The organism is Dysgonomonas gadei ATCC BAA-286 (assembly GCF_000213555.1).
Classification (GTDB): Bacteria; Bacteroidota; Bacteroidia; order Bacteroidales; family Dysgonomonadaceae; genus Dysgonomonas; species Dysgonomonas gadei.
The window spans coordinates 69,678-75,677 of record NZ_GL891995.1 but is presented as its reverse complement, the minus strand read 5'-3'; the positions used below and the strand labels follow the sequence as shown (position 1 = coordinate 75,677).

Sequence of the window (6,000 nt, the reverse complement as noted above, 5' to 3'; positions counted from 1 at the left end):
TGCTGCCTCCCGTAGGAGTCTGGTCCGTGTCTCAGTTCCAGTGTGGGGGACAAACCTCTCAGTTCCCCTATCCATCGTTGCTTTGGTGAGCCGTTACCTCACCAACTGGCTAATGGAACGCATGCCCATCTATAACCGATAAATCTTTAACAAATATCTCCATGCGGAGCCCCTGTTTTATGCGGTATTAGTCCGAATTTCTCCGGGTTATTCCCCTGTTATAGGTAGGTTGCATACGCGTTACTCACCCGTGCGCCGGTCGCCATCAAAGTATTGCTACCCTATGCTGCCCCTCGACTTGCATGTGTTAGGCCTATCGCTAGCGTTCATCCTGAGCCAGGATCAAACTCTTCTTTGTATATTCTTTTTTTAAACCTTTTGATCCTGTTCAAGCTTTCTTTACTATTGGGTAATAGTAATTGACGGTAGCACCTTTTTTAACTATCTCTAGCTTTTTTCCGGATATTTAATTTAATAAAAACCCAAATTGTGTACTACACTCTATAATGTTGTTATTTCAGTTCCTTCAAAGATCGCTCTTCCGCCCTACGCAAACACCCTTCTTTAAACGTGCCCTTTAGTGGTAAAGCGGGTGCAAAGATATGTAAAGTTTTAGTATCATTCCAAATATTTTAAGAGGTATTTTTAAACTATTTTCAAGTATTTTTTCAATATACTAATAACCAAGTTATTACTAAAGACTAATTTTTGGTCATTTTTTCGAGAAAAACTTACAATATGGGGTTAATCCACATTCTTCACATTTAGGTTTTCGCGCAACACAGATATATCTGCCATGCAAAATTAACCAATGATGAGCTTTTGATAAATATTTTGTGGGTATATATTTTATCAATTCTCTCTCTGTCTGTTCAGGATTTTTCGAATTATCGGTTAATCCAATTCGATTGGAAACCCTAAAAACATGTGTATCGACTGGCATTGCCGGTTTATTAAAAGCTACAATAAGCATTACATTTGCTGTTTTACGACCTACTCCGGGTATAGTCTCCAATTCTTCCATAGAATCAGGCACCTTCCCTCCGAAGTCATCCACGAGCTTCTTAGCCATACCTAACAGATTCTTTGCTTTATTGTTAGGATAAGACACACTCTTGATATAATGATAAATGGCATCTGTACTAGAAACAGCCATCACTTCCGGTGTGGGATATGCTTCGAACAAGGGCGGCGTTATCATATTTACCCGCTTATCTGTGCACTGGGCAGATAAAATGACAGCAATCAACAGATGAAAAGGATTATCGTAATGCAATTCTGTTTCCGCTACAGGCATTTTTTTTTCAAACCAACTAATAACTCCGGTATAACGTTCTTTCTTTGTCATATTCTCTTTAATTAAAAAAGTCCCTCATAGCTTTTGCTACAAGGGACTTTAAATATAGTAATTAAATTTTTCTTTAAAAAATTTTACCAGAATTTCACTCTGTTATCTTCTACATTCATTTTATTTCTCAATATAGATACGGCTTGTGACATCATCTGATAATAATTGGCTTGCTTCAATGACTGTTTTGTCTGTTCTGCATTAAATTCTTTTGTATCTTCTGTTTTGTTTGTCACATTCAATACATATACTCCGGATTTTCCTTTCATAGGAGCCTCCAGTTTATTTACCTGACCTAATTTAGAATATACATTCATTAGAGGTTCATATCCAATACCGGATAAGTTATTGGTCTGGAATGTAACAAAATTAACCGTATCCACTTTCCCTGAAACAGCTTGCGCATAAGCATCTAAAGACGTCAAATTCTTAGCTTTTAAGTCAGCAATGATTTTCTCTGCTTTTTTATCATTTATAAGTTCAGTCTTTAATGCTGTTGCTACTTCCGAAACAGGCATATAGTCACCAGTAATTTCGTTTTTCACAATTGCAACAACACGTTTATCGGACATGTCAAATTTCTTAACCGAACCAACTTTTTCATTGAAAGCCCAGTGTATTACCTGACGAGTCCCTGTAGCCTGCCCTAACGCTATTTCGGAAGGTGAAATAATTGAATTCTGAATCAGGCTGTAGCCTTTAGCCTGAGCTGCTTTGTCAAAATTCTCAAGATTTCCATTTTCACTTACAAATTGGTTTAACTCGTTATCTATAGCATTCTGGGTTTTATCGCTAATTATGACAGGTAATTGTATTACAGCTAACTTCACCTTTGGCACCGGATTAGTCTTATCTGCTATACGAATCAACTGATCCTGACCTCCTACTTTCAATTTCAAGACTTCGCCTTTTGCAGCAGCAAAACATTCTTTTGCAATTCCTGCACTAGCCAACATTGCTTCATTAGTCCAGCCCAGATCACCTCCATTCGAGTTAGGAAATAGTTCGTCTGCTACAGCTCCGAAATCTTTACCACCTTTAAGAACGCTTTGGATACTATCAACTATATGTGCTGATGTTTTTTCATCAAGTCCCTGAGGTAATGGAATTATTTGCAGTTTAATTGAATCCGCAGCGTTTGTCCGGTCTATTAGTTTATACATCAGATAAGTCTGATCTTCTCGAACCGGTCCAAAAATATCACCTACAGACGCAGATTCTACAAATGTTTTAGCATCGGCCGGCAATGATGTTACTGCCATAAAGATATCCTGATATGTGGATGAATATTCACTTAGAACAATAGCCGGATTATCTGTCATTTTCAATTTTTCATATGCAGCATTCATCTCTTGTTCTATAGCGGCATAATCTTCATCGCTAGGAACAACATCTTTTATAAAGTAGGAAATTTTGCGAAGCTCTGTATCTAATTTATAATTGTTTTTACGCAAATCATAAAGAGCTTTTATTTCTTTATCTGAAACCTGAACTGCAGAATCAGCCAAGGTTGAATATCTCTGAACAACATATGCTATATCTGCAACATTCTTAGAATCACCATAAGCTGCTTTAGCCTCAGTATCGCTAACCAAAACCGAACCGGCAACTAAAGAAGCGTACTTTTCTTCAAGACGTTGATATTTCATCATATTCTGTATAAAGGCCCAGATTTCTCTTCTGGCCATAATCTCAGATCTATGCGGTTCCTGCATAGTAGTCGGATCCTGATTTATATCAGAAAGAAATTGCATCAGATATGCTTTGTCGAACTGACCTGTCTGAGGGTTTGCGAAAAAAGGTATTTGATACAATATAGGAGCTACAACGGGTCCATATACCATATCATTTAATTCTTCAGGTGTAACGGCTAATCCTAATCTGCCGGCCTCTTCGTCCAGCATTATTTCTTTTACCATCTGCTGGTAAGCCATCTCTCTGATTTGAGAATTTGTGAATTCATCCAATGAGGATTGATTCGACATAATCTTCTGAAAGTTTTCCCATTGAGCGATTTTGTCCGAATATTCCTTCGTTGTAATCACTTTTCCATCTACAACAAATGCTTTGTCTCTCATTTTATTAACAAAGGTCGTAACTTCACCCCACGGAAACACAAATGCTAATAAACCTACCGCGATTATTCCGACAAGCAGGCCTGATTTGCTCCTAATTTTCTGTAATGCAGCCATTTAATTAATAATTACTTTTTATTTTGTTTATTTCAATTTCTTAAAGATATAGTTTTCAGCGTGCGAAGATAATAAATTGAGATTGAATTTCATTCATATTTGAAAAACTATTCTGCTTTTTCTTCTTTGTTTTCTTCATCCTCGTTCACATAAAACACAGTTTTCTTCCCTGCATTCTCTCCCACTTCCATAAATTCATATGCTGTCATTTGCTGGTTAGCTACCATACCATTTCGGGCAATTAACACTCCTTTCTCAGGTCTATTTACCTCGACTAGCTTGTTCGAATATATTTTCTGTTCCTGCTGATTCCAAAAAAACTCATCTCCAGTGAATGTTTCCCCGACAATATTCCTTGCAAAAACATTCCCTTTGAGTCGCCAGAGTTTACGCCTGGTATAATTCCATACTGTATCGGCCTTGATGGTGAATACTACAACAAAAGCTGTATCGAATTTTTCAAGATAACCCCCTTTCGGAAAAAACCAGTAAGGATCCTTAGCTTCATCAAAAACATCCCAAGTTTTAGTTATCATCTTATATTTGATAAGTCCCGAATCGGAAATGAGCATCCGCACACTGTCTGTATGCATGGATGGCACAATTTCTTTGTCATATTTGAAATTTACGGCAGAACTGACTTCTTTTTTACAGGATGCGAAAAAGAAAGGTGCAGTAAATATTGTGATTACTGCTACCAAAAACAGTTTTTGGAGTGGCATTAACTTCATCAGGCTAATATACTTAAAAACAATGAGCCTCAATCAGTAATTGAGGCCATTTATCTTGATTCTGTATTTCTTTATTCAACTTTACGACGGAAGAACCAAAGTTCATTGATATTGACATTCAACGATACTCCAAAATATTCTTCACTTATCATATTACTAAGTTTCGGCTTTAATTTCTTGTATTCGAAATTAATGTTGATATATGACACCCGCTGACCAATATTATCCCGGATAGGCAAACCGAAGCCTAATGTTGCACCATATTCTTTATAGCCATCTATTTTCCCAGAGGCATCCATCACATTCAGGTATGAATTGGCATAATTAACCCCTCCTCTGAATCTGATTTTCTTAAAGAAACTCCTGTCATATGGATCTATCATATATTCAGCACCAACACTATATTTCCATCTATCATTGAAACGATCGGCATCACTGAGTCCGTCATTCATGTACGAAGTATATTTAGCCTTGCTCCAACGTTGATAAGTAGCATCTGCCCCAAAGACAAGTTTATTGTTACTGTTTACTGTAAATCCTAATCCATAAGTTTCTGGTATTCCGGCATCAACACCCGTATAATTTGTCGTATCTCCTTGAATTAAGGTATTGGATGCAGATATTACCTGACGTATATTATTATAATCGGCAGAAGAGTTAATCTTAGGAGAATAAACAGCTCCGATTGTCAATATTTTATTTTTAGCTATTGGCATCTCATACTGAAGACCGATATCGAATTTTGCCGCTTTGACGGATAATTCGGTCATATCCCTGGAAGTATATGTGGTACTACCTGTTAATGCAGGTAAACTCCGGGTATGGTCTAATGTACCGAAAAGATAAGAGACATTCGCTCCCGCTGATAAACCCTTTATTGGAGTGGAGTAACCCAATCCTCCATATATCTGGCTTAGCCCCCCACTACCGGAGAATGTTTTGTTGTAAGATACTGAGCCATTTGTTTCTGTTGATCCGAATTTATAGCCTACCGAAGAAAAAGGTATAATACCAAAACTAAGGCCAAGGCCTTTCTTTAAGGGAACAAGTATTGTTATATAATCGAGTCCTCCGCTGTACTTATTATCAGAATTAACTCCATCACTCAACTTTCCGCTATTAAAGTTAACACCTATATCGAATAGAAATGTTAGCGAGTCTACTCTGGAATATGATGCCGGATTCAGCGGATTTGCACTCTGGCTGTTTCGAAGTCCGTAACCTACACCTCCCATTGCCTTTGATGGACCTACGGCCTGGTCTCTGAGTACTCCGTAGCCATATCTGCTGTATGGAGAATCGGTTTGAGCTCTTAGTGAGCCTACAATACAAGCCAAAAGGGCTATTAAAAGAAGATTTTTACTCTTTAGCATTTTAATTCAATATACGGTTTAATCCTGTAAATCTCAATCTGATATAAAAATACCTGTCCTGTTAGTCATTTAGTATTCTCATCTATAAACAAATTTTTAAGCAAATTATTATTCAGGTATATCAAAACTTCGAAAGAAAGCTGAGCAATCATCCAAAAGCCTTACCGACATTGATATTTTCCATTTAACTTATCTGATTAATAAACAGCTTCTTTAATGAAAAATACTCCTTGATTCACTACTAAATTCACTTAAAAACAAATGAAATTTGTGCAAAGTAAATTAAAAAAAACCAGTTAACCGACGTTTTAGATAAAATGTCATATTTTTTTTGCCTTAAAAAGGTTAATTATCCT

General features: G+C 36.9%; 4 protein-coding genes and 1 rRNA gene. All 5 read right to left on the bottom strand.

Going from position 1 to position 6,000, the window contains the following annotated elements; all coding sequences use genetic code 11:
• Positions 1–358, bottom strand: a 16S ribosomal RNA gene (locus HMPREF9455_RS20220); the annotation flags it as partial.
• Positions 359–712: 354 nt separating this feature from the next.
• Positions 713–1,348 carry an endonuclease III gene (nth, locus tag HMPREF9455_RS20215; RefSeq protein WP_006801627.1) on the bottom strand — a complete coding sequence of 212 codons (636 nt, stop codon included), beginning with the start codon at positions 1,346–1,348 and terminating at the stop codon, positions 713–715.
• A gap of 83 nt (positions 1,349–1,431) precedes the next feature.
• Entirely contained in the window at positions 1,432–3,540 is a 2,109-nt protein-coding gene (locus HMPREF9455_RS20210; protein ID WP_006801626.1) for a SurA N-terminal domain-containing protein, read from the bottom strand.
• A gap of 107 nt (positions 3,541–3,647) precedes the next feature.
• A complete protein-coding gene (locus HMPREF9455_RS20205; RefSeq protein ID WP_006801625.1) occupies positions 3,648–4,271 on the bottom strand; it encodes an LptA/OstA family protein in 624 nt (207 codons plus the stop codon).
• Positions 4,272–4,342: 71 nt separating this feature from the next.
• Positions 4,343–5,644 carry a BamG family beta-barrel-assembly machinery protein gene (gene bamG / locus HMPREF9455_RS20200; protein WP_006801624.1) on the bottom strand — a complete coding sequence of 434 codons (1,302 nt, stop codon included), beginning with the start codon at positions 5,642–5,644 and terminating at the stop codon, positions 4,343–4,345.
• Positions 5,645–6,000 lie beyond the last annotated feature (356 nt).

What these genes read in the sequence shown, in the direction of transcription:
- nth (WP_006801627.1), bottom strand. Translation starts at nt 1,348, where the DNA reads ATGACAAAGAAAGAACGTTATACCGGAGTTATTAGTTGGTTTGAAAAA.
- HMPREF9455_RS20210 (WP_006801626.1), bottom strand. Translation starts at nt 3,540, where the DNA reads ATGGCTGCATTACAGAAAATTAGGAGCAAATCAGGCCTGCTTGTCGGA.
- HMPREF9455_RS20205 (WP_006801625.1), bottom strand. Translation starts at nt 4,271, where the DNA reads ATGAAGTTAATGCCACTCCAAAAACTGTTTTTGGTAGCAGTAATCACA.
- bamG (WP_006801624.1), bottom strand. Translation starts at nt 5,644, where the DNA reads ATGCTAAAGAGTAAAAATCTTCTTTTAATAGCCCTTTTGGCTTGTATT.